Source organism: [Clostridium] innocuum (genome assembly GCA_012317185.1).
GTDB lineage: Bacteria > Bacillota_I > Bacilli_A > Erysipelotrichales > Erysipelotrichaceae > Clostridium_AQ > Clostridium_AQ innocuum.
The window spans coordinates 4459103-4479724 of the sequence record CP048838.1 but is presented as its reverse complement, the minus strand read 5'-3'; the positions used below and the strand labels follow the sequence as shown (position 1 = coordinate 4479724).

The following is a 20622-nucleotide window of genomic DNA, read 5'->3' as shown; positions in this document are numbered from 1 at the left end:
TGCTTTCAAAAGGCTTACCGTTTCGGATACACACGCTTTGGATCATAGCCATTCTTTTTTAATTGCTTATTCCAGGAATGATGTGCCATTTTTATATAAAGACTGCGCGGAAAGGCAGGCTGGACATAAGAATTTTCGAATGCAGTATCCGTTATAATAGCTTCTCTCATACGGCGAAGGGCTTTATCCACAGGAGCTTTTGGGCCATGCTCCCATGCCATTGCTTGTATTTCATTCAGCATGGGACCTGCACCGATGCCGATCCCTCCCATGAAACACATACCGCTTTTAGTACACCAGTTTTCCACAACCTGCAGCGCATAGCGATTCTGCTTTCCTTCAAAAAAGCCGCAGTTTACAATAACATACAGGTTCACCTTTACAGCTGCACGCTTTCGTTCCTTCTCCCATTGCAGAAGAAAGCTGAGAAGATGGGAAGGCAGCGCATCAAAATAAAGTGGAAAGCTTAGCACAATGGTATCAAAGGATTGCAGTTGATGAAAAATATCCGGAATTTTATGGATATCCATACAGTGGAAAACAGTGATATTTTCCATATCTGTAAAGAGATGTTTGGCCAGCATTTCACTGCAGCTGTTTGATGGCTTCGGTGAGCCGGAAAGGATTGCGTATTTCATTAAACGGCCACCTCCAACATGGTTTGTAACCGGACAAGTGCCTTTTCACTATCCGCGCAGTGATGACATTGGACATACCTGCAATCCATATTGATTCCATTCGCCTGAACAAGAGCTTGAAGGACGTTTTGTTCCTGTTCATTCTCACTGCCATATGCAATAACAATCAGCTGAAGATGAGTGGGAGAGGTTAACACATGGTGCATTTCATGATTGCGAATGGTGAAATACGGCTGCACATAGGAAAGAGAGCGGTCGATTGCACACTTCACAAACGGACTATAGGAGCCATATACATTCTCTGTAAGAATATAAAGCGTATCGCTTTGTTTCATGGAAGCTGTAAAGGAAGCTATATCATCTTGGAATATGCATGCTCCCGGTGATTTGATCCAGCAGGAAAAGCAGCCTGTACATGGTGCTGTCTGCTTGAGCTCATGGGAATCGAATACAGATACATTTTCTGAAAATGGCAGTTGAGGTAAGGCAATATCGGATAGTATGGTTTTCATGATAAATCCTTTCTTCAGCTAAGTAAACGCTGTTTACATTGATAGAGTATCATATTATGTTTACACTGTCAACATCGTGTGATAAAATACAGTTACATCGTAAGAAGGGACTGGTCTGCATGTGTGAACAAAGCTATCATCATAAGGATTTAAAAAATACATTGATAAAGGAGGGCATTCGTTACATCAATGTGTACGGGGAACGAAGCCTTTCTATGCGAAAGCTTGCGGCACTCTGTCATGTTTCACATACCGCCCTGTATAAGCATTTTCAAAATAAGGAAGAGTTTATGAACGCCATTTCTGCATATATCGAAGAACAGTTCACGGAGGCATTGCAAAGGTCCTATGAGAATGCGGGTGGTGATGTAGATGAGGCTATCATTCAGATTGGTGCAGGCTATGTAGCCTTTATGGTACAGCATCCTGATTTTTTGAAATATCATACCAATATCATGAAATCACAAATGTTTCAGCTGCAGGACTTAGAAAAGAAGTCAGTGAAGTCGTATGAGATATTTCGCAGTACCGCTCTTGCCTTTTTGAAAAAACACGGTTGTCCGCCGGAGGAGTATCAGAAGGAGATCCTCTCCATGTGGAGCCTTGTAATGGGATTGAGTGATATGCTTGCCTATAAAATCATAGATTCCCAAAAGGATGCGTTGAAAACGGCAGAGGAAATCATACGTCGGGAAATCAAGCTTCGCTGTATGAAGTCTGCTTATCGCAGCTAGCTATTTAGGAAGATATTTGGAAAGGATAGTCCTGAGCATCCCTTTATAAAGCTGTTTTGTTACATCCTTCAGAAAGCAGATCTGCTGATTTGAGTATTATGTTTTACTGTTGGGTCTGTAAGCGGCTGTGAATGCCTGAGAGTATGATAGAAATAGGTCTGCATATCCTGTAGCTGTTAAAGCGATTGAGAGAATACTTCAATCAGTAATGAATTCGGCATCTTTTGTAAGAGATATCATTTTCTTTAAATTCCTAGTGAAATCACGGTATGGGTATGATACAATAGTAGAACAGAAAAGGTCAGGAGATGGATACGATGGGCAGTTCAGAACTTGAAATACTAGAAATCATTTCTTCCGTGGGACAGGCTAGAAGTCTTTATATCGAAGCGATTCAGGAGGCTAAAAGTAAAAACTACGGACAGTGTAACGAGCTTGTAAGAAAGGGCAATGAACAGTATGCAAAGGGGCATCGTATACATCAGCGACTTGTTCAGGAGGAAGCCGGAGGAAATCCGGTGGATTTAAACCTTCTGCTCACACATGCGCAGGATTTACTGATGAGTGCGGAATCCTTCAAAATTTTATGTGATGAATTCGTTGATCTGTATCGTAAATTTGATGAGCTGGAAGAGAAAATATATGAAAAAGGATAAAGGCATGGAGTGATTTCCATGTTTTTTTGTTTAAGAAAACGGTATGGCTTATGAGTGTTAATGTCTTTATCGAAGCATGCGGATATAAGCTTTGTGAATAACGTACGTGAGCAGTCAGAGAAGCTGGAGTCCTTAAAACAGATTATACGGGATATACAGAAAGTAGGAGCCTGTCGATGAGGTTTCATAAAGTATGGTCATCAACGGTATCCATGCGCAGATTCAAAGCCTTGCCGTGGATACACAGAAGCAGTGCAATCAGCTGTTCTCACAGCATACGGTTGATATGAATATATTGATGCTGTATGTGTTCCTGGTGTCATGTGAGCGCAGATACCGCCTGTCTACAGCTGTAAGGATAAATCCATACTCAGCACGCTGCTGAAAATCGATTATCTTCAACGGTATTCCTATATAAAACAGGCCATTCGGATGCAGCTGCCTAGGCTCTTTGCGGAATGCAGTACATAGATAAAACTCTGTATAAGGTCAGGTATACAGAGCTTTTTTCATATCAATTCATGGTACAGATAGATTCATGACTGTCGGTTAAGTAAATATATGATTAAAATCTATTCAGGAAGCTCATGTAGAAAGCGTATTATGGTTTTCCATACCTCTTTACTCATTGCGATATCACCATGATCCAATGTATCAAATTGAATCGTCTTAACCGGCGTTGTGAAGCATTCAATCAGGCGTCTTGAGAGGCTGGGAGAAACGATGGTATCCTGATTGCTCAATATGACCAGAGCAGGGCAGGTCACGGTATGGACATATCTGTCACTTGTTAGCGGGTAACGAATCAGATGCTGCAGGGGACCATAGAAAACAGGGAAATAGGAATTGAATAAATCTCTCCCGTTATTGTATGGAGAGAGAAGAATGAGTGCATCCGGTGTTGATTTGGAAGCTGCATAGCTTGCCATTCCTGTACCGATACTGTAGCCGACGATATACAGCTTTTTATTTGGATATCTGTGACGGGCATAATGCAGGACTGCATCCGCCATCTTAAATAGCTCTTCCTGTGACAGGGAACCCTTGCTGTCTCCGTAGGAAGGATAATCAATACTGAGAAAGTGTGAATTCTTCATATAAGAGAAAATTCCGCTTTCATCATATTCTCTGCATAAGGCACTGGTATTCTGTGCATTTCCTCCAAAATACACTATGATGCTATCCGCATTCTCTGCTTTTCTCAGCCATCCGGTATATTGCGAATCTATGCTGATACGCTCATAGGCTTTATCCGCCATGAGCATATCCCGATCCTGAGGACTTGCATTTGGATAAAAGATAACATATTCCTGTGCAAAATAAATGGTTGTGAGAAAGATGAAAAGCATACTGATCAGAAGAAATGCAAACAGACGGCAGACGATATGGCGAAATGGTTTTGTATATTCCAGCTTTACATATCTGCGTACGAGGAAGCCGGTCATGATAAACAGGGATAACAGAAGCGGCAGAAGATAAATACCGATTCGTATCCATAGCGGATAATAGCTCGTAACCAGTGCCTGCTGACGCAGAATGTAAAAAACAATGCATATTTCCAGACAAATATTGATGAGTGGAAAAATGAACAGAAAAAACCTTGGCAAACGGTAATGATAGATAAGAATCTCGATAACTGTAATGGCTGCTGCAATGAGCAGAATCCATACAAGCTGCATAAACAGCATCTCCTTTACGATATTACAATACCATCTTCTTTGGTGAATATAATGTATTGCGAAGTCTGGCAAAGCTGCCTGTATACAAGCAGCCAATGAGCTTATGCACAGGCAGTATTTTTAAAGCAGCCCTGCAGGAACCGGATCGTACGCGGCAGCCTTTTGATGATGGCGCATGCATCCCTGTAATCGGCTTCATCCGGCAGGTCTATGATATGGAAAGCTACAGCCTTCTTTTGTAATACATCCAGATCAGTAAATAGGCAAACAGCTGAATGCCCAGGAGAATGTTAAAGCAGCTGTTGATGGCTTCTTCATGATATAAGGATGCAAGAACAGAGGCTGCCAGAGTTGCGATAAGAGATACGTTGAATGCCTGCGCTCTGCTGTTTTTCTGAATTAGCAGATTGCGTTCATCTGTTTCATCAATAATCAATTGCTCACGTTTCCTTTGTGATGCTTTGGCTGACCATATCGCTTTTAGCATATACAGGGAAACGATGAGGCCTCCGACACCTCCACTGAAAAGGGAGGAACTGCGATATTCCTGCGAAAAGCCGACAACAATCAGCACAACTGACAGTATGATAAACAGTAGAATCGTAATGCATTTCATCCTTATAATATTCTGTTCTTTCATGACTCATCCGCTCCTTCCGTAAAAAGAAATACATCCTCGATATGATGTTGAAAAATTGTTGCTATGCGGTGTGCAAGGTGAATGGAGGGATCGTATTTCCCCTTCTCCAGTGAGATGATCGTCTGCCGGCTGACTCTGCACCGCTGTGCCAGCTCCTCCTGCGTCATTTGTAATTCCTGCCGAAGCTTTCGTATTCGATTCCTCATGAATGTAAAGCCTCCTTTACATTTTTAGTATACCACCGGATGATAAAAATGTGAAGCGTGCTTTACATATATTTGCTTTTCCTGTGCATGTTACTGCCTATATTTGTATCTTATATAATACCGCTTGTGTTTCCTCTGAATTCCGATAAACTATAGGTGAAAAGGGTGAAAGTATGAAACTTAAGCTATTATGCAGAAAAGAGATGAAAGAACAGCTGTTGGATGATCTTCAAAAGGGGCAGGTTACTGTTTGTGAGGATGCCGATTATGTATTGTACGAGGCAAATTATGATTACCGCTATCTGCTTGTCAGGGATCATGAGGAATACATGCGTCTCGCTGTTGAAGATATCATCTATATAGAAAGCATTTCCCAGGAAATATGGATACATACCATGGATGGCAGGTACCGTGTTAAAGAAACAATGTATCAGCTGGAGGCCAATTTGTATGAAAAAGGATTTCTGAGAGTTCATAAGGCGTTCATTGTAAATAAAAAGGATATACGGCGAATCCGAAGCAGCTTAAATTCAAAATTTACGCTTATTCTCACAAACGAGGATCAAATCGAGGTATCCAGAAGCTATTATTACCGGTTCAAAGAAGAAATGGGATTTTAAGGAGGGATGCATATGCTACAGACTTTGTTTGACAGTCAATCATCCACCGGTTTGCTTCTGCTTATTCTACTTCTTTTACTGGCAGGTCTGGTGGTTTATGTCCTTTATAAGCATTACTATGAGCTGCGGGTCAATCAACATTTAAAAACACCGGAAAAGCAGATTCATTTATTAACAGTCCGGACAGTGGTATGCATTTGGGGGATTCTCTCGATCCTGACGCTATCCTGGTATATGGGCTATTATTATCTGCGTGAAGCAGAGCAAAGTGAAACGACATGTGATATGTATGATACGGTGCAGTATGCAGGAGTGGATGAAGCTATGGTTAAGGAACAGCTTGAGGCTGTAAAAAAAGGCAGCAAATCCCTTAGCATGCAGAAGGAAAAGCCGAATAAGCATGTAACTGTAACCTATGCAGTAAATGATCGCAAGGAATATGTATATGTCGTTACGTATGATCTGCTGAGAGAACCGCAAAGGGATGAACAGATAATAATCCGTAATCGTACGGACAGCGGCTGGACCAGTGGGGAAATCAAGGCGGATTCGCGGAAAATCATATCCATGACCACAGGAACAATCAAGGATTCTTGCGCAGCACAGAAGCGCAGCATTCACATATACAATTATACCCGGGGGAAAAATAAGAATCGTGTCGATTATTATGACAGCTACACGATTGAAAAGGGAGGTATCCATCGATGAAAAAATTAACAGGAATTGCAGGGCTGCTTATTCTCTGCTGTATAGGAGGGTGTGCACCTGTGCAGAAGGAAGCGACATTTCTGAAATCAAGTATTCGATTTCATTTTCCGGGAGAGGACATGGAGGAAAGTCTTATAGTACGGTTTAAAAAAGAAGGCGGTGAAGGTGTCAGGGTAACGGGAATCGCAGATTACAAGGCAGACGCTGTGGTTGATCCTCGTTATGTGATTGATGAGGAAGCACCTATGGAGGATGAGAATTTCTATGCTTATGGAATTCAGCTTCCCATGTTTAAAGATATGAAGGTAAGCTTTTCCAAAATCACCTATCAAAAGGATCAGGAGGAGAAAACGGCGGATATCGGTATATATGAAATAGAAAAAAGCGGAGAGGTTTTTGAAGAAGCCTCCATTTCAAAGAACTGGGATTCTGAGGAAAAAGAGCTGTATATTGATGTAAATACGAAGGCAGCAGGGAGACTGATCCACGTTGAAGCTGTGAATCCGGATGCTCCTATAAAAATTGAAATACAGAGAAATACATATGGCGATTTTGATACAGACACAAGAGTTATACTTCGCTATGAGCTGCCAAAGGAATATGATATGACAGCTACAAATTTCTGTTATACCTTTGAAAAAAGCGGCAGAAGGATACAACGGTATGGACGAGGTGTTGTTGAGCTTTATAGGAATGGAAATCAAACCGCGGGCAGAGGCTTTCAGCGCCTTGCTGTGTGACTGTAAACAGAATGGATACGATTGCACAGAAAGCTACAGCCTCCCTTACGCAATGGCCGTGGGTTCTGGTTCTGCTCGTCCTAGGCGGAGCTCTTCTTTATATTGCGTATCGATATCGCTATGATAAAAATCTGAATGCTGCACTGCTCGATAAAGCTGTAAGAAAACTGCCTTCCCCGAAAACCGTATTATTTGCTTACGCAATATTGGCTGCAGCCTGCAGCTTGCTTGTTTTCGCATGGAACACAAAGCCAGGTGACACGAAACAAAGGAGCTGTTTCACGACGGAAAGCTATCTTGACCTAAATGCCGATGTACAAACGATTACAGAAGAGCTGAAACACATGGAAGCATTGAAAAGCAGGGAATCAGTTTCATATCATGAACAGGAGCTTAAGCATGGAATCCGGATGCAGTATGCGATAAAGAATAAAAAGGACTACGTTTATATCATCAGCTATGAACGTGCCGCAACAGATTTAAAGGAGTATTACTATATAGAGCTGCAGGATATTTTCGGTGGTACATATGCAACGAATATGATAATGAACCCCAAAGATAAAAAACTATATGTCATGGTTCGAGGAACTATGCAGGAATCCTGTGATGCTTCCGAGTTGAAGCTGGAGCTGCGGAATATAACGGAAGAAGAAAATAAAAATTCGATACATGAAGAGATTCGCTTTACTGTAGAAAATGGAGGGATACAAAATGAAAGTAAATAAAAAAATACTTCTGCTTCTGCCTCTGTTAGTGGTGGTGTTTCTTCTTTTATGGTTTGCTTTCCAGCCTGCAGCTTCAACGGCTGAATTTTTACACAACAGTGTAGAATATAGCAAGACCTCATTGTATGAGGTGGAGAGTATTATGCTCGAAGAGGGTAAGCCTTCGCGTAATACTGTCACAGAGCCGCAGCTGATAGATTTTGATATGAAGCAGCCGATGGATCCTGCTGTATGGTTTTGTGAAGCTGCCCCGTTAACCGTCTATGTGCCTATGAAGCAGGGAAGTCGTGTCCGTTTTCAAACACTCCAGTATACAGAAAACGGGGAAGAAAGGACGGCTGATCTGGGACGGTATGATATCCGATATGTGAAGGGAAAAGCATTGCAGGAGTCTGAGTTTTTCGGAAACACGGAGGAACAAGTGATAAATATCCGTATACGAAAGAAAGCATATGGTCGTCTGAAAACGGTGGAGCCTGTTAATCGGGATCTGAAAGTCAAGGCAGTGGAAATTAGCGAGGATGAGAAAAGCTATCGGATTCGAATACCGTATCAGGATTTCTCAGCATATGATTATATTTATACCAATCTGAAATATACGTTTGAAAAGGATGGAAGAAAGGAAATTTATTATGGGGAACAGGTGCTGCCGATTCATAAAGAATTCGGAATAGACTATCATGTGATTATAGATTGAGTGCTTTCCCGAAACTTTCCTGAAATGGAATTGTAATGTTGTACAAAATAAAGTAAAATAAGAGTGGAAATATTACTTGTATAGAAACATGATTGGATGATTCGTCTCTACTCGCCGACCGTAAATTGGCGAACTACAAGTAAACTTTTTGGCTCAATGCATGGAAGGTTTACTGTGACTTTTCATGCTTTTTATGTTTCGGAAGGAGCGATTGTTTGATGAAAGTATTGGTAATCGGTAAAGGCGGAAGAGAGCATGCACTGGTTCATGCGGTAAGCAGAAGCGGCCGGGTAAAGAAGATTTATGCAGCTCCGGGAAATCCCGGAATGGCAGAGCTTGCGGAGTGTGTCAATATTGCGGACAGTGATGTAAAGGGCTTAACCGCATTTGCAAAGGAACAGGAAATAGATTTAACGATAGTCGGACCGGAGGCTACGCTGTCACTGGGAATCGTTGATGCGTTTCAGGCAGAGGGACTAAAGATATTCGGACCGACAAAGGATGCGGCACAGGTGGAGTCCAGCAAGGACTTTGCGAAGAAAATCATGGCGAAGTATGGTATTCCGACAGCAAGCTACCAGACCTTTGACAATAAAGCGGATGCAATCGGCTATGTGGAGCATCAGGGCGTGCCGATTGTCATAAAGGAAGACGGCTTGAAGGCAGGAAAGGGTGTTACGGTTGCTTATGAATTAAAGGAAGCATTGGATGCAATCGAAATCGCGTTCAGTATTCCGGGAAACCGTGTTGTTATCGAGGAATGCCTGGAGGGCTTTGAATTCTCCTTGATTTGCTTTGTATGTGATGATCTGGTTCTTCCGATGGAGGTTGCACAGGATCATAAGGCGGCGTATGACGGTGATAAAGGTCCAAATACCGGTGGTATGGGTGTCTACTCTCCTGTTAAGAAGATAACACCGGATATTATTGAGGAAACGATGAATGCAGTTATGATACCGATGGCGAAGGCAATGGTGAAGGAAGGGCATCCGTTTACCGGATTTCTGTACGGCGGGCTGATGCTGACAAAGCATGGTGTTAAAACAATCGAATTCAATGCACGCTTTGGTGACCCGGAGGCAGAGGTTATCCTGCCGAGGCTGAAAACGGATTTCTGTGACGTGATTGAGAATATTATGAACCATTCCAAGACAGAGCTGGAATGGGACGACAGGGTTACGCTTGGTGTTGTTATGGCCAGTGAGGGTTATCCTGCTTCCAGTACAAAGGGCGCTGTGATTGAAAATTTGGAGAATGTGAATTCCATGGTATTTCACATGGGGACGGCAGAAAAGGAAGGCAGTCTGGTAACGGACGGCGGTCGTGTTCTGTGCGTGTGCGCTGCAGCGGATACACTGGAGGAAGCATATGAAAAAGCATATGCGGATGTACATAGAATTCACTGTGATAAGCTCTTTTACAGAAATGATATTGGAAAGAAAGATATGTAGCTATGGGAAACTGGAAGCCGCTTTTTGCATCTGTGTGCATAGGCATGGCACTTCTTGGATGCACATCAAAGGAGATGCCAAAGAAGGAAGCAGATCAGGTATCTGAGGGGGAGATACAGCAGATTAGCTGGGTGAAAGAACCGTTTGCTGCATATGAAACGGATCCAATCGCTTTGTACGACAAGGGCTTTCTTGTGAATGATGGAAACAGGGAAGGCTTCATAAATGCCAATGGCGATCTTCTGCTTGCTATGAAGTATAAGTTTCAGACCTGCTTCATAGATGATGCTTATGGTGTCATGGAAGGCGGTGATGGAGATTTGAAATATCTCTCACAGCTACTCCATGTTGAGGGCTATGATCAGGGCTGTTGGACAGGGATTGTTGGGCCGCAGACCAGCTACTATGTTGATGATAAAGGTGAAAATGTTTATGCTATTCGCTATGATATGAATACATCCACATATGTAGAGGAAAAAACGGATTTGGAAACGATCTGTGCTGATATAAAGGCAGATGTCTTCTTCCTGCCAGTCAATCTGAAAATAACAGGTGAGGAAGACGGAAAGGATAGTAGAACAGAGGAAGGATTTGTACTTGTCACTAAGGGAAAGCTGCATTCGGAAACCGTATATGAAGCTGTACATATGAAGGAGCGTGTATATCGTCCCCATATGGCACTGGAAGCTTTAAATGCTGTAAAAAAGGATGGAAAATGGGCTATCATGGATAAAACAGGGAAGCTGATAAGCGATTTTGCGTATGCTGCGGCAGATGTTTTGAATGATACCTATGTGAAGGTAGAGAAAAAGCCGTATATTGGACTATATACGAAGGACCAGAAAGAATATTTGTATGAAGGCATCGAAAGTATCACAGCACCAAGTCAGAGGGTTGTATTTGCGAAGCAGAATGATCTGTGGGGCTTGATGAAGCTTACTGAATAAGGATAAGAGAAATATACAAGGAGGAAGCTATGTTTAAAACAGACTTAGAAATTGCGCAGGAATGTAAAATGGAGCATATTCGTGATATTGCGGCAAAAATCGGTGTGGGTGAAGAGGACCTGGAATACTATGGTAATTATAAGGCAAAGATATCTCTCGATTTGCTGCATAGAAATGAAGACAAGGAAGATGGTAAGCTGATTCTGGTGACCGCAATCAATCCGACAAAGGCCGGGGAAGGAAAATCCACAACGACTGTTGGTTTGGGGGATGCGTTAAACCGGCTGGGGAAAAAGACGATGATCGCGCTTCGTGAGCCAAGTCTGGGTCCGGTTTTCGGTCTGAAGGGTGGAGCTGCCGGCGGCGGTTATGCCCAGGTTGTACCAATGGAGGATATTAACCTGCATTTTACCGGGGATATGCACGCAATCACAACAGCAAACAATTTGATTTCCGCATGTCTGGATAATCATATTCATCAGGGAAATGAGCTGGATATCGATATAGAAAACATCACATGGAAACGCTGTCTGGATATGAACGATCGTACGCTGCGTCACATTACGATTGGACAGGGACCGAAGGCGAATGGTGTGGAACGTGTGGACGGCTTCAATATCACGGTGGCCAGTGAGGTGATGGCAGTTCTTTGTCTGTCTACTTCTTTGATGGATTTAAAGGAGCGCCTCGGCAATATGCTGGTGGCATTTAATTCAAAGAAGGAGCCGATTTATGTAAAGGACCTTGGCATTGAAGGGGCTCTGGCAATGGTTATGAAGGATGCCATCAAACCGAATATGGTACAGACACTGGAACATAATCCTGTACTGATTCACGGCGGTCCGTTTGCCAATATCGCTCATGGCTGTAATTCCATTCTTGCGACAAGAACATGTCTGAAGCTTGCGGATTATACGGTGACAGAGGCAGGCTTTGGTGCTGATCTTGGAGCTGAAAAGTTCCTGGATATCAAGTGTCGCTTCGGTGGGCTGAAGCCAAATGCAGTGGTAATTGTAGCAACCATTCGTGCCTTGAAGCAGCACGGCAATGTAGCATATGAGGATTTGAAGGATGAAAATGTGGAAGCGATGCTGACAGGGTGTGAAAATCTTGCAAAGCACATTGATACAGTAAAGCAGTTCGGACTGCCTTATATCGTAGCAATCAATGAATTTGCGAGCGATACTCCTGCAGAGGTGAAAGCATTACAGAACTGGTGTAAAGAGCATCAGCATCCGATGAGCCTTTCTCAGGTATGGGCAAAGGGCGGAGAAGGCGCGCTTGATCTAGCCAATCAGCTGGTGGAGCTTTGTGCAGAGGAAAACAGCTATGCTCCGCTGTATGATGTGGAACAAAGCATTGAGGAAAAAATTACAGCAATTGCGACCAGGGTGTATGGCGCAAAAGAAGTGGCATTTACAGAAGAGGCGAAGGAACAAATTGCGTTGTATACTTCCCTTGGCTGGGATAAGATGCCGATCTGTATGGCGAAAACGCAGATGTCACTGTCCGATGATGCGAAGGTATATGGGGCTCCAAAGGATTTTACGATTACGGTTCGTGAGCTGCGCCCGAGTCTTGGTGCCGGTTTCCTGGTTGCATTAACGGGAAAGATACTGACGATGCCGGGTCTTCCAAAGGTGCCTGCGGCAAATAACATGGATATCGATGAAAAGGGGCATATTGAGGGATTGTTCTAAAATGAACATAATGCAGCTTTAATAACATTAGCTTGATCATCATAAAGATATTTTGGTTTTAATGGTACTTTACGCAACTATAGGTACTATACATAAAGGGAATTCATAGCTTCTAGTTCAATAGATGCTTTGGATTCTCTTTTTCGTATGCATCAAGTCTGTGAAAACAGGATGGAATTATCGACCTGAAAAACAAGAGAGATTATATTGGTTAGGAAAATGAAAATAATTATCACGCTTATATGATAATCTATATCGCACATGTTATAATAAGGAATAAGGTATAAACTGAAAATCACCTTCATTCATACGATAAATACGGTATTATTTTCATATGAATATGAATTCAGAGGAAGGATTTAAAAAACAATAATGTAAATTATTATCAAAATATATTGACACAATAATGATAATAATTTACAATAACGTTGTGAACAATTGTTCCTGATCATCATGTGAACGCTTACCCGGGCTGCGCTGCATGAAGAAAGAAGGTTGATGCTATTCTGGAGGGAAAGGAAGATACAAATGAATACAACAAAATTGGCATTATTTGAAAAACAGCTGACGAATATGGAGGATGCACTGACGAAATCCGATCAAAAAATCGTAACATATCTGAAAGAGCATCCGGATAGATTCACACGCATGTCCATAACGGATATTTCAGAAGATATTGGAACGAGCATTGCGGCAATCACCCGTTTTGTAAAAAAAATGGGCTACGATAAGCTGCAGGATTTAAAGCTGGCGATTACAAGAGATATGGAAGCCAGCGAAAGCTCCCAATATGTACGTGTGGAGGAGGATGACGATATTCTCACCGTTTCAAAGAAGGTTCTACAGAAAAACATCGAGACGATTGAGGATATCGGCAAAATTATTCGCGAGGATGATCTGGAAGAAGCATTTCAAATCATTCGGGATGCAAGAAGAGTCATCTTCACAGGTGTTGGCGGTTCTGCCAGCGTTGCACAGGATGCTTACCATAAATTCATGCGTATCGGCATGATGGTGGAGCTGATTACAGATGTGCATACACAGGCGGTTGTTTCCTCAGTGGGAAATGAAGAGGATGCCATTATTGTTGTAAGCAATGAGGGAGCCAATACGGAGCTAAATGCCGCATTGAAGGTAGCAAAGGAAAATCGCATGAAGATTATTGCAATCACACAGTTCTCTCAATCTCCTTTAACAAAGCTGGCGGATGTATGCTTATATACGCTGTCGAGAAATTTCAGCTATAAGCCGCAGTCGCTGATCTCCAGAATAGCAGAATACAGTCTTGTTGATGTTCTATATGTTGGCTTCTGCATGCAGTCACAGGATACCGTTGCAGAGAAGCTTTTAGAAATCAGCACCAATATGAAGAAATTCAAGAATTATAACGACTGATGATAAAAGGAGATAAGGCGTATGCAAATCGGATTTATCGGTTTAGGAAAAATGGGGTTGGAAATGGCCGCAAGAGCTGCCAGTGACGGACATGCTTTGATTGGCTGTGATACCTGTGAAGCGGCATGTGAACGTGCTGCAAAGAGGGGGATCAAGGTTGCAGCAAGTATGCAGGAGATGGTGAATGCATTGGAAAAGCCCTGCATTATATGGCTTCAGACACCGCCCGGAACCATTACAAATACCATTATCAAAGAGCTTTCAGAGCTGTTAAAGGAAGGCGATATGGTTATCGACGGTGGAAATTCTGATTTTCGCGATACGAAAAAAACAGCTGATTACCTCATGGAAAAGAATATCCGATTTATGGATATCGGCGTCAGCGGAGGAGTGGCCGGCGCGAAAAAGGGATGTGGTATGCTGATTGGCGGAACAAAAGAAGACTATGAGCGTATGATTCCATTCATAAAATCTTTAGCTGCACCGGGCGGTTATGCTCATTGTGGTGGAACGGCCGCCGGGCATTATGCGAAAACCATACATAACGGTGTGGAATATGCGATTATGCAGGCATATGCAGAAGGATATGAAATGCTGATGTCCTCTGAAATTGATGTGGATGTGCTCGGCAGTCTTCAGGCATATCAAAATGGCTGTTCCATCCGTTCTCATATTCTGGGAAAAGTGATTGAAGCCCTGCAGCCGGATGTGGCCCTGGAGGGTGTTGCAGATTACGTTGCAGATTCCGGTATGGGAAGATGGACCATAGAAGAAGCAACACGTCTGAAAGTACCTACTCCTACAATTTCAGCGGCCTTACAGGCAAGATTTCGTTCACAGCAGGAAGATTCTCTATCCATGCAGTGCATAGCGGCTTTGCGAGGGACGATTGGCGGCCATCCGGTAAAGCGTAAGGATAGCAAATGATATGAATGTAGGCAGACACATTGCAGCGAATCTGGATGAACTGCGGGAAATACAGAATGCACTGGATGAGGGGCAGCTGCAAGCTGTAGCAAACGCCTGTCTTTCGGCAAATAGAATTTTCTTCAGCGGAATGGGGCGATCCGGAAACATGGTCAAGGCACTGGCCATTCGCTTTATGCATCTAGGCTATGCAGCATATGTCGCAGGGGATGCTGCTACACCCTCCATACAGGAAAACGATGTTCTGTTTGCGGTGTCATCGAGCGCAAAAACCAAGGTTACACTGAATCATATGGAAGCGGCAAAAAAGCAGAAGGCACATGTGGTTCTGATATCCTCTCTCTGTGAAAATCCCAAGATAAGCGACACCTATTTGTGTATACCGGCAAAAACCAAGGTAAGGACATCTCAGCATGCCGGCTCTCTCTTTGAACAGGCGGTACTCATCATAGGGGATGCCATCACATCCTGTCTTCAGGAAGAGAAAAAGATTTCAACAGAATATATGAACAATCGCCATGCAAATCTGCAATAACTATAAAATTAAATGATTTTAATCCTTAACATATAATAAAAAACGGAGGAACTATGAAAACGAATACTTCAAAGAAAGTGAAAGTTCAGAAAATGGGAGCTTTCCTAAGCGCAGAAGTTATGCCGAATATTGGGGTCTTTATTGGATGGGGATTATTAGCTGCATTATTCATACCGACCGGGTGGCTGCCAAATGAAACTATGAACCAGATGGTAGCTCCGACTATGAAATATCTGATGCCGTTGCTGATTGCATACACTGGAGGGTATAACGTACACAAAAAGCGTGGTGGTGTTATCGGCTCGTTTGCCACGATGGGAGTAATACTGGGAGCTGATATCAACATGCTTGCAGGGGCAATGCTCATGGGACCGCTGGCCGCATGGGTTTTGAAAAAGGTAGATAAGCTGTTTGAGGGAAAAGTTAAGCCGGGAATGGAAATGATGGTCAACAATTTCTCCCTGGGACTCGTAGGCGTATGTTTAATGGTACTGGGCTTCTTTGCCTTTGTACCGGTTATTGAATTTCTGCTGGGTATCTTAAGCACAGCTGTTGATTTCCTAATCAATAAAGGACTTCTTCCACTGATTGCTGTATTTGTACAGCCAGCCAAGGTATTATTCCTGAATAATGCTGTGAATCATGGTATTATGATTCCTTTGGGTGTGGAACAGGCAGCGGAAGCAGGGAAATCTCTGCTGTTTATGATAGAAGCAAATAATGGATGTGTATTGGGCATCGCTCTTGCATTTACCTTCTTTGGTAAGGGAACGGCAAAAAAAGCAGCACCTGGTGCCGCCTTCATCAACTTCTTTGGTGGTATCGGTGAGGTCGTATATCCATTCGTATTAAGTAAACCGCTTGTTATTCTGGGACAGATTGCAGGAAGTATGGTTTCTCTGTTTATCATACAGGTATTCGGAGGTGGAACTGTAGCGCCAATTTCACCGGGTAGCTTCTTTGCCTTGCTGTCTGTTTCTCCAAAGGATGCAATGCTGGTTAATATTATTTCCTATTTCGCAGGTATGGCGGTGTCTATGCTGGTCGCAGGCTTCATCCTAAAAATGGATAAAACCGAGGATGAAGCAGTACTTATTGAGCAGGACTATGGATTCGATATGCCAGGTGCAGGTGCGGTAGTCGTTGATCCAAAGCAGAATAGTGCTGCTGTACAAAGAATTATTTACGCATGTGATGCTGGTATGGGATCAAGTGTCATGGGGGAATCTATCATGAAGACCAAGCTGCAGAAGGCCATGCTGAATATAGAAGTTATGCATTCCTCTGTGGCGACGCTCTGTGAAAATGCAAGAGCTGGAGATTTAATCGTAACTACACAGCCGTTGGAAGCACGTGTGAAAAATGTACTTGAGACAAACGGGAAGAAAAATTCAGTCTACGCGGTGGATAATCTGTTGAATTCTGAAGCATATGATCGACTTGTGGATTCCTTGAAAAAATCCGAATGAAAACAGAAAAAAAGATGAAGCCTATTTTACAGGAGGATAATATTATATTGCAGGCTGCATACGCGGATCGCTGGAGTGCCATACAGGCATGCGGTGAGATACTTGTGAAGCAGGGGTATGTTAAGGCGGCCTATATTGAAGATATGATGGAACGGGAACGTCTTGTATCTGTCTATGTAGGGAATCATGTAGCGATTCCCCATGGAATAGCGAATAGTGAACAGCATATTCTCGAGTCCGGCTTATCGGTACTGCAGATTCCAGAGGGGGTTGATTTTGATGGAGAAAAGGCATATATCATGATTGGAATTGCAGGCAGAGATGGAGTACATATGCAGTTGCTTTCACAAATCGCGCTTGTGTGTATGGAACAGGAGCAGGTCGAGCGGCTACGTACGAGTAAGGATAAGAACGAAATCATGGGGATTCTGAAGGCTAAGATTTGAGTAGCTGATTTTAATAAAGAAAAGAGACTTATTACAGTGATGGATAATATTCCATACCAGTATAAGTCTTTTTTTGAACTCCATATGAGATTATTATTACAACGAAACACACTTCAGTCTGTATGTAGGCTTGCTTTGCCTTTCCGCTTTTTTACCCGGAGAAGGTACTTAGCCGGATATCGGATTAAAATGTATCTGCCTGTTGCTTTATGAAAACATATCAGGTTCCTGCTCCAGTATGATTTCCAGCATATACAGTGGCAGGTGTTTGATGACTCCATCAATAGATACTCCTGTATTCTTCTTTGAAAAAAGGAAGGCATGCTTTACATGATATTTTTTTACGAAGTTCTGAAATGCCCTTGATGTTGTATGTGTGTTAAATTGCATATATTTATTGATAAAAATATGTAGATTAACATATTTTTATTGATGAAATTATGCATAATGAAGTGGTAATCGCTTTGCAGAAAGACAACGAGGTTATCATCGTCACTGATATGGCGGTGCAAATTTCAACGGAAGAGGCGCTATATTTTAAAATCATAACAGTTCAACAGATAACCTCATTTTTAAACTATCAGGATTTTGGGCGAATTGAAAAGTATGTTCAACAGCTCAGGAATAATCGTTATTCTTTTGTTAAGGGCAGAAATATCTCCGTGATAAATGAAAACTCAGAAGGAGGAATCGTACAATCGAAAACCTCCTGAACCTCATGAAAATTCCGCTCAATGATATTGTAAACATAATTATTGCGATTTATGAATGCCTTCATCTTCGGAAAAGAAAGTGGCTCATTTTTTATACAGCGCTCCAGTGTAAAGGAGCAGTGAAAAATAAACTTAATCAACAGATTGTCTGAATAAGGAAGCTGCAGCTGCTTTATAATGGCATTTAATGTTTTATAAAGTATTTGGGAAGACTTACGCGGATTTAGAAAGACAAGGGAATCGCTTAAAATGGTTTCATCCATTTGTTGAATCAATTGCATTGCATAGCTGTCAGAGTCCTTGGCTTCTGTTTCAGCAATCGAATTTTCGGCATCCTTTTGAAGAATGGTTTCAAAGGTTGCTCCGATACTGCTTGCACGTTTTAACAGTGTTAACAATAGCGGCAGGTCAAGGTCTGGGACGATGCGTACATGACAATTTGACCAAGTCTGTAGTTCCTCCTCCAGCAGCTTGATATCCTTACAATCCGTAATGATCAAAACGCCTTTTCCCTTATCACTTTCCTGTACATGCTTTGTCAGAATGGATAAGAGAGCATCATGGGATACCTGTGTATCCAACTCCAGAGATAGAATCTGGTTCCCGTAATCATGCGAATGCAGATAACGTGCATATTCCTTGGAGCGGCCATTTTCTGTAACAATCAGAAGCTGTACCTGCGTTTCCTGCAGCCATTGACTGGATAGATAAACATAGGTCGCAATATAATCACGCTCCCATTTTGTGAAGGTATAATTAAAGCGTGAAGAAACAGCTTCTTGAATTTCGTCAAATAAGAGGTAATCTTTTTTTCGTGCAATGCTGATCGCCCCAACATCTGTAATCGCCGGAACCGTGTCTTCTTTGAAAGCTGAGATAAATTCAGAAAGCTTACTTAACATTCCATAAAGTATGTTTTCATTTCGCGAAATAGGTTTATCCTGTAAAACAGGATATAATAAATCATAAATATCCTTCAATAAAACAGAGCGTATGGTATTCAGGTGAACATTCATGAATGCATTCATATCATTCAGACACTGATTTACAATTTCACCCTTTGCATTGTTTATAGAAATGTTTTTTTTCTGATTCAATTCCTCATTGATATGATAGAGCATCTGTAATTCTTCATTCTCTTTCATCGTGGAAAAGTAGAAATCATTATGTGTAAATAAAGCTAAAATCGTATTCAACTGCTGATAACGCTCGTTTACATCATAAATATCGGATAGTACCGTGTTTGATATATCGGCGAAATCCAAAGTGATACATAAGGGATTTTCTTTTATCAAACGGGTATAGGCATTTGCACATGCACTGCGTATCTCAGCTTTTAAATGCGGCAGATTTCCCTTATAGGAGGACATTGCGAAGCAGCTCAAAATTCCCTTTGATATGCGAATGGCTCGCTTGATGAAATAAGCCTCCTCCTGAAACTGCTTAAGAACCAGCATAACGGTCTCTTCCAGTGTACGCTGCTGTAGTGAAGGCAGGGAAATCAGCGTTGGAAAACAGCGGCGGATCATGGATTCCTCTTTTAATTCAGGTGAGGAGGTCGTGATAATCACCTGGCATTGAAATGTAAATCTGCGATTGACAGCGTTGAGTGGATGGTACTGCGCTTCTGTTATTGCATTGCATATCTTTATCTTTATTAAATCGGGAAGCTGTTCGAAATGAAGCAGTATGAGCATCCCCTGCCTAGCTTTTTCCACCAGACCGCGGCGCAGTCGGCTGTCGATGATTTCTCCGAATACATACAAATCCAAATCATGAACAGAATAATTTTTTAAAAGGCTGCAGTCTGCAATAATCGGAGAATGAAAGGAAGAAAATCGTCCATTCTGTTTGCCGTATAGAAACATGAGCTGTGCAAAACTCTTCCGGTTGGTTCCCTCCTGCCCCTCGATAATGGTATTTAATCCGCTATATGGGTAATTCATTGCTGCTTTAGCTTTTTGAATCGGCTCATACATACTTTCACCGATGTTTTTTCCAATCAATGTATCCAGAGATTCTTTCATCTGCGTTTGTTCATTCTGACGCTGCTGCTTAGTCAGAAAATCGGTAAGCTGCTGATCCTTGGAAAGAACGGCGGGTATGTTCTGCTCGGGGAAATACTTCATCAAAAGCTGGCGTGAAACATATAGTGTTGGTCTGCCATTGAGCTTGATCAGTCTGCCTTCCTGATGCAGGAGGTTGAGATCTCTGGATACATTTGATCGATCAAGCCGCAAATCCATCGCCAAAGAGGAGGCATCCATTCCAAGCTTATCATACTGCTTATCCTCCAGACATTCCAAGGTGTGCGCATAAATTGCTTTCAGAATTAGTTCTTTGCGTTTACTCATGAAATCACGACCTCCTTAATTTTTTTGTGTTGATTTCTTCTTCATAATAACACAGTAAGAATAAAAACGCATAAAAAAGTCTAAAAGTGTGTCTGCTTTTTACAATGTATACATATTGTGTATGCTTGCA

The 20622-nt window shown here is 42.2% G+C and carries 23 protein-coding genes, 1 pseudogene and 1 riboswitch; of the genes and pseudogenes, 17 read left to right on the top strand and 7 right to left on the bottom strand.

Going from position 1 to position 20622, the window contains the following annotated elements; genetic code table 11:
• Nucleotides 1-14 precede the first annotated feature (14 nt).
• Nucleotides 15-638, bottom strand: a complete 624-nt coding sequence (locus G4D54_21905; GenBank protein ID QJA04898.1) for a flavodoxin — start codon at nt 636-638, stop codon at nt 15-17.
• Nucleotides 638-1150, bottom strand: a complete 513-nt coding sequence (locus G4D54_21900; GenBank protein ID QJA04897.1) for a flavodoxin family protein — start codon at nt 1148-1150, stop codon at nt 638-640. Before G4D54_21900 ends, G4D54_21905 begins: the two co-directional genes overlap by 1 nt.
• A gap of 56 nt (nt 1151-1206) precedes the next feature.
• Between G4D54_21900 and G4D54_21895 the strand changes: the two genes are divergently transcribed.
• The 3 genes from G4D54_21895 (at nt 1207) to G4D54_21885 (ending at nt 2925) form a co-directional block, all read left to right on the top strand.
• Nucleotides 1207-1884 carry a TetR/AcrR family transcriptional regulator gene (locus G4D54_21895; protein QJA04896.1) on the top strand — a complete coding sequence of 226 codons (678 nt, stop codon included), beginning with the start codon at nt 1207-1209 and terminating at the stop codon, nt 1882-1884.
• A 317-nt stretch (nt 1885-2201) separates the two neighbouring features.
• Complete coding sequence (locus G4D54_21890; protein ID QJA04895.1) at nt 2202-2540, top strand: PTS lactose/cellobiose transporter subunit IIA; 339 nt, start codon at nt 2202-2204, stop codon at nt 2538-2540.
• Between the two features lie 193 nt (nt 2541-2733).
• Nucleotides 2734-2925 (top strand): hypothetical protein, encoded by a 192-nt coding sequence (locus tag G4D54_21885; GenBank protein ID QJA04894.1) that lies wholly within the window; start codon nt 2734-2736, stop codon nt 2923-2925.
• 187 nt (nt 2926-3112) lie between these two features.
• Here G4D54_21885 and G4D54_21880 read toward each other — a convergent pair whose 3' ends face one another.
• The 3 genes from G4D54_21880 to G4D54_21870 all read right to left on the bottom strand — a co-directional run bounded on the left by G4D54_21880 (nt 3113) and on the right by G4D54_21870 (nt 5065).
• The gene (locus tag G4D54_21880; GenBank protein ID QJA04893.1) at nt 3113-4219 is read right to left on the bottom strand and encodes an alpha/beta hydrolase; all 1107 of its coding nucleotides are present in this window, start codon (nt 4217-4219) and stop codon (nt 3113-3115) included.
• A 223-nt stretch (nt 4220-4442) separates the two neighbouring features.
• Nucleotides 4443-4859 carry a hypothetical protein gene (locus G4D54_21875; GenBank protein QJA04892.1) on the bottom strand — a complete coding sequence of 139 codons (417 nt, stop codon included), beginning with the start codon at nt 4857-4859 and terminating at the stop codon, nt 4443-4445.
• A complete protein-coding gene (locus G4D54_21870) occupies nt 4856-5065 on the bottom strand; it encodes a helix-turn-helix transcriptional regulator (GenBank protein QJA04891.1) in 210 nt (69 codons plus the stop codon). Before G4D54_21870 ends, G4D54_21875 begins: the two co-directional genes overlap by 4 nt.
• 173 nt (nt 5066-5238) lie before the next feature.
• Here G4D54_21870 and G4D54_21865 point away from each other — a divergent pair, with 173 nt between their 5' ends.
• The 13 genes from G4D54_21865 to G4D54_21805 all read left to right on the top strand — a co-directional run bounded on the left by G4D54_21865 (nt 5239) and on the right by G4D54_21805 (nt 17425).
• A complete protein-coding gene (locus G4D54_21865) occupies nt 5239-5685 on the top strand; it encodes a LytTR family transcriptional regulator (GenBank protein QJA04890.1) in 447 nt (148 codons plus the stop codon).
• 12 nt (nt 5686-5697) lie between these two features.
• Nucleotides 5698-6393, top strand: a complete 696-nt coding sequence (locus G4D54_21860) for a hypothetical protein (protein QJA04889.1) — start codon at nt 5698-5700, stop codon at nt 6391-6393.
• Nucleotides 6390-7133 (top strand): hypothetical protein, encoded by a 744-nt coding sequence (locus G4D54_21855; GenBank protein ID QJA04888.1) that lies wholly within the window; start codon nt 6390-6392, stop codon nt 7131-7133. The genes G4D54_21860 and G4D54_21855 overlap by 4 nt, the downstream gene beginning before the upstream one ends.
• Nucleotides 7130-7858, top strand: coding sequence for a hypothetical protein (locus G4D54_21850; GenBank protein QJA04887.1), 729 nt, complete (start codon nt 7130-7132; stop codon nt 7856-7858). Before G4D54_21855 ends, G4D54_21850 begins: the two co-directional genes overlap by 4 nt.
• Nucleotides 7845-8555 (top strand): penicillin-binding protein, encoded by a 711-nt coding sequence (locus tag G4D54_21845; protein ID QJA04886.1) that lies wholly within the window; start codon nt 7845-7847, stop codon nt 8553-8555. The genes G4D54_21850 and G4D54_21845 overlap by 14 nt, the downstream gene beginning before the upstream one ends.
• Before the next feature lie 56 nt (nt 8556-8611).
• Nucleotides 8612-8711, top strand: a riboswitch (purine riboswitch).
• Nucleotides 8712-8773: 62 nt separating this feature from the next.
• Nucleotides 8774-10006: a phosphoribosylamine--glycine ligase gene (purD, locus tag G4D54_21840; protein ID QJA04885.1), complete on the top strand. Its 1233-nt coding sequence runs from the start codon at nt 8774-8776 to the stop codon at nt 10004-10006.
• A gap of 2 nt (nt 10007-10008) precedes the next feature.
• Nucleotides 10009-10953 (top strand): hypothetical protein, encoded by a 945-nt coding sequence (locus tag G4D54_21835; GenBank protein ID QJA04884.1) that lies wholly within the window; start codon nt 10009-10011, stop codon nt 10951-10953.
• 29 nt (nt 10954-10982) lie between these two features.
• Nucleotides 10983-12653: a formate--tetrahydrofolate ligase gene (locus tag G4D54_21830; GenBank protein ID QJA04883.1), complete on the top strand. Its 1671-nt coding sequence runs from the start codon at nt 10983-10985 to the stop codon at nt 12651-12653.
• A gap of 528 nt (nt 12654-13181) precedes the next feature.
• Nucleotides 13182-14048 (top strand): MurR/RpiR family transcriptional regulator, encoded by an 867-nt coding sequence (locus G4D54_21825; GenBank protein ID QJA04882.1) that lies wholly within the window; start codon nt 13182-13184, stop codon nt 14046-14048.
• Between the two features lie 21 nt (nt 14049-14069).
• On the top strand, nt 14070-14975 hold the full coding sequence (locus G4D54_21820) for an NADP-dependent phosphogluconate dehydrogenase (GenBank protein QJA04881.1): 906 nt from the start codon (nt 14070-14072) through the stop codon (nt 14973-14975).
• Nucleotide 14976: 1 nt separating this feature from the next.
• Nucleotides 14977-15510, top strand: a complete 534-nt coding sequence (locus tag G4D54_21815) for an SIS domain-containing protein (GenBank protein QJA04880.1) — start codon at nt 14977-14979, stop codon at nt 15508-15510.
• A gap of 53 nt (nt 15511-15563) precedes the next feature.
• The gene (locus G4D54_21810; protein QJA04879.1) at nt 15564-16979 is read left to right on the top strand and encodes a PTS mannitol transporter subunit IICB; all 1416 of its coding nucleotides are present in this window, start codon (nt 15564-15566) and stop codon (nt 16977-16979) included.
• Entirely contained in the window at nt 16976-17425 is a 450-nt protein-coding gene (locus G4D54_21805; protein QJA04878.1) for a PTS sugar transporter subunit IIA, read from the top strand. Before G4D54_21810 ends, G4D54_21805 begins: the two co-directional genes overlap by 4 nt.
• 207 nt (nt 17426-17632) lie before the next feature.
• On the opposite strand, the pseudogene G4D54_21800 reads toward G4D54_21805, so the two are convergent.
• Nucleotides 17633-17803, bottom strand: a pseudogene (locus G4D54_21800) (ATP-binding protein).
• A gap of 62 nt (nt 17804-17865) precedes the next feature.
• On the opposite strand from G4D54_21800, the gene G4D54_21795 reads away from it, so the two are divergent.
• Complete coding sequence (locus tag G4D54_21795; GenBank protein ID QJA04877.1) at nt 17866-18138, top strand: hypothetical protein; 273 nt, start codon at nt 17866-17868, stop codon at nt 18136-18138.
• Here the strand turns inward: G4D54_21795 and G4D54_21790 are convergent.
• A complete protein-coding gene (locus G4D54_21790; protein ID QJA04876.1) occupies nt 18057-20492 on the bottom strand; it encodes a PRD domain-containing protein in 2436 nt (811 codons plus the stop codon). The two genes, G4D54_21795 and G4D54_21790, sit on opposite strands and share 82 nt — an antisense overlap.
• Nucleotides 20493-20622 lie beyond the last annotated feature (130 nt).

What these genes read in the sequence shown, in the direction of transcription:
- G4D54_21905 (QJA04898.1), bottom strand. Translation starts at nt 638, where the DNA reads ATGAAATACGCAATCCTTTCCGGCTCACCGAAGCCATCAAACAGCTGC.
- G4D54_21900 (QJA04897.1), bottom strand. Translation starts at nt 1,150, where the DNA reads ATGAAAACCATACTATCCGATATTGCCTTACCTCAACTGCCATTTTCA.
- G4D54_21895 (QJA04896.1), top strand. Translation starts at nt 1,207, where the DNA reads ATGTTTACACTGTCAACATCGTGTGATAAAATACAGTTACATCGTAAG.
- G4D54_21890 (QJA04895.1), top strand. Translation starts at nt 2,202, where the DNA reads ATGGGCAGTTCAGAACTTGAAATACTAGAAATCATTTCTTCCGTGGGA.
- G4D54_21885 (QJA04894.1), top strand. Translation starts at nt 2,734, where the DNA reads ATGGTCATCAACGGTATCCATGCGCAGATTCAAAGCCTTGCCGTGGAT.
- G4D54_21880 (QJA04893.1), bottom strand. Translation starts at nt 4,219, where the DNA reads ATGCAGCTTGTATGGATTCTGCTCATTGCAGCAGCCATTACAGTTATC.
- G4D54_21875 (QJA04892.1), bottom strand. Translation starts at nt 4,859, where the DNA reads ATGAAAGAACAGAATATTATAAGGATGAAATGCATTACGATTCTACTG.
- G4D54_21870 (QJA04891.1), bottom strand. Translation starts at nt 5,065, where the DNA reads ATGAGGAATCGAATACGAAAGCTTCGGCAGGAATTACAAATGACGCAG.
- G4D54_21865 (QJA04890.1), top strand. Translation starts at nt 5,239, where the DNA reads ATGAAACTTAAGCTATTATGCAGAAAAGAGATGAAAGAACAGCTGTTG.
- G4D54_21860 (QJA04889.1), top strand. Translation starts at nt 5,698, where the DNA reads ATGCTACAGACTTTGTTTGACAGTCAATCATCCACCGGTTTGCTTCTG.
- G4D54_21855 (QJA04888.1), top strand. Translation starts at nt 6,390, where the DNA reads ATGAAAAAATTAACAGGAATTGCAGGGCTGCTTATTCTCTGCTGTATA.
- G4D54_21845 (QJA04886.1), top strand. Translation starts at nt 7,845, where the DNA reads ATGAAAGTAAATAAAAAAATACTTCTGCTTCTGCCTCTGTTAGTGGTG.
- purD (QJA04885.1), top strand. Translation starts at nt 8,774, where the DNA reads ATGAAAGTATTGGTAATCGGTAAAGGCGGAAGAGAGCATGCACTGGTT.
- G4D54_21835 (QJA04884.1), top strand. Translation starts at nt 10,009, where the DNA reads ATGGGAAACTGGAAGCCGCTTTTTGCATCTGTGTGCATAGGCATGGCA.
- G4D54_21830 (QJA04883.1), top strand. Translation starts at nt 10,983, where the DNA reads ATGTTTAAAACAGACTTAGAAATTGCGCAGGAATGTAAAATGGAGCAT.
- G4D54_21825 (QJA04882.1), top strand. Translation starts at nt 13,182, where the DNA reads ATGAATACAACAAAATTGGCATTATTTGAAAAACAGCTGACGAATATG.
- G4D54_21820 (QJA04881.1), top strand. Translation starts at nt 14,070, where the DNA reads ATGCAAATCGGATTTATCGGTTTAGGAAAAATGGGGTTGGAAATGGCC.
- G4D54_21815 (QJA04880.1), top strand. Translation starts at nt 14,977, where the DNA reads ATGAATGTAGGCAGACACATTGCAGCGAATCTGGATGAACTGCGGGAA.
- G4D54_21810 (QJA04879.1), top strand. Translation starts at nt 15,564, where the DNA reads ATGAAAACGAATACTTCAAAGAAAGTGAAAGTTCAGAAAATGGGAGCT.
- G4D54_21805 (QJA04878.1), top strand. Translation starts at nt 16,976, where the DNA reads ATGAAAACAGAAAAAAAGATGAAGCCTATTTTACAGGAGGATAATATT.
- G4D54_21795 (QJA04877.1), top strand. Translation starts at nt 17,866, where the DNA reads ATGCATAATGAAGTGGTAATCGCTTTGCAGAAAGACAACGAGGTTATC.
- G4D54_21790 (QJA04876.1), bottom strand. Translation starts at nt 20,492, where the DNA reads ATGAGTAAACGCAAAGAACTAATTCTGAAAGCAATTTATGCGCACACC.